This window comes from uncultured Campylobacter sp., from assembly GCF_938045405.1.
Taxonomy (GTDB): domain Bacteria; phylum Campylobacterota; class Campylobacteria; order Campylobacterales; family Campylobacteraceae; genus Campylobacter_B.
Map to the genome: position 1 here is coordinate 1 of NZ_CALIMW010000176.1, position 1,178 is coordinate 1,178.

The 1,178-nt window shown below is 51.7% G+C and carries 1 protein-coding gene; it reads left to right on the forward strand.

The genetic code is table 11. From position 1 onward, the window contains the following. Positions 1-86: 86 nt before the first annotated feature. A partial coding sequence (locus tag Q0140_RS06820; protein WP_297963136.1) for an iron-containing alcohol dehydrogenase occupies positions 87-1,178 on the forward strand: 1,092 nt, incomplete at its 3' end.

Genomic DNA, 1,178 nt, shown 5'->3' on the forward strand with positions numbered 1-1,178 from the left:
GATTAGGCAAGGAATTTGGACTATCGTGCTACCGCAAAATTTTAAAAAAGGCTATAATTTAGCCAACTTTATTTCAAGGAGAAAAGATGACAAATTTTAGTTTTTGCAACCCCGTGAGGATAGAATTCGGCAAGGATAAAGAAAAACATATCGGGCAGTATATGAAGGAAGCGGGCGCGAAAAAAGCTCTCGTACTATACGGCAGCGAGCGCGTGCGAAAGAGCGGGCTGATGGACGTCGTGGAGAGCAGCTTAAAGGCAAGCGGTATAGAATTTACGCAGCTTGGCGGCATAAAATCAAATCCTGTGCTAAGCAAGGTAAACGAAGCGATCAAGCTCGCCAAAGAATTTGGCGCAGATAGCGTGCTTGCTGTGGGCGGCGGAAGCGTGCTGGACTCCGCAAAAGCCGTAGCCGCAGGTGCCTGCTACGAGGGCGACGTGTGGGATTTTTTCACCGGCAAAAATCCTAGCATCGCGCTTAAAATTTTTGACATCATTACCCTTGCCGCGACGGGCTCGGAGATGAACTGCGGCGGCGTGGTGACCAAGGAGCAGACTAAACAAAAATACGCGATCAGTGCGCCGTGTCTATATCCAAAGGTCTCGGTCATAAACCCGCAGCTGCAAGCAACCGTCAGCCGCGAGTATCTCGTATATAGCGCGAGCGACATCATCGCGCACAGCATCGAGGGGTATTTTACCGCTAGCGTCCATCCGGACATCGTGCGAGCCTATATCGAAGCCAATATCAAAACCGTCATCCGCACGACTGAAGCTCTGCTTGCAGATCCGAGCGATTACGATGCGCGAGCCGAGTTTGCGTGGGCTGCAACGATGGCGCTAAACGGGCTAACTTACGTGGGCGTGGGCGGCTTCGGCTATCCGAATCATATGATCGAGCACGCGATGAGCGCGGTCGTGGACTGCGCGCACGGAGCCGGTCTTAGCGTGGTAATGCCTGCGTGGATGAGGTGGTATAAGGATAGGAATTTAAGCGCGTTTGAGCGTTTTGCTCGTGAAATTTTCGGCCTTAAAAGCGCAGATGATGGCATTGCGGCACTTAAAGCGTGGTTTGATAAGATCGGTACGCCTACTAGCCTCGCACAGCTTGGTATCGAAGGCAAGGTGCTAAATGAGGTCATAGACGTAGCCGCGACAAACGCCAAAGCGTGGAATATG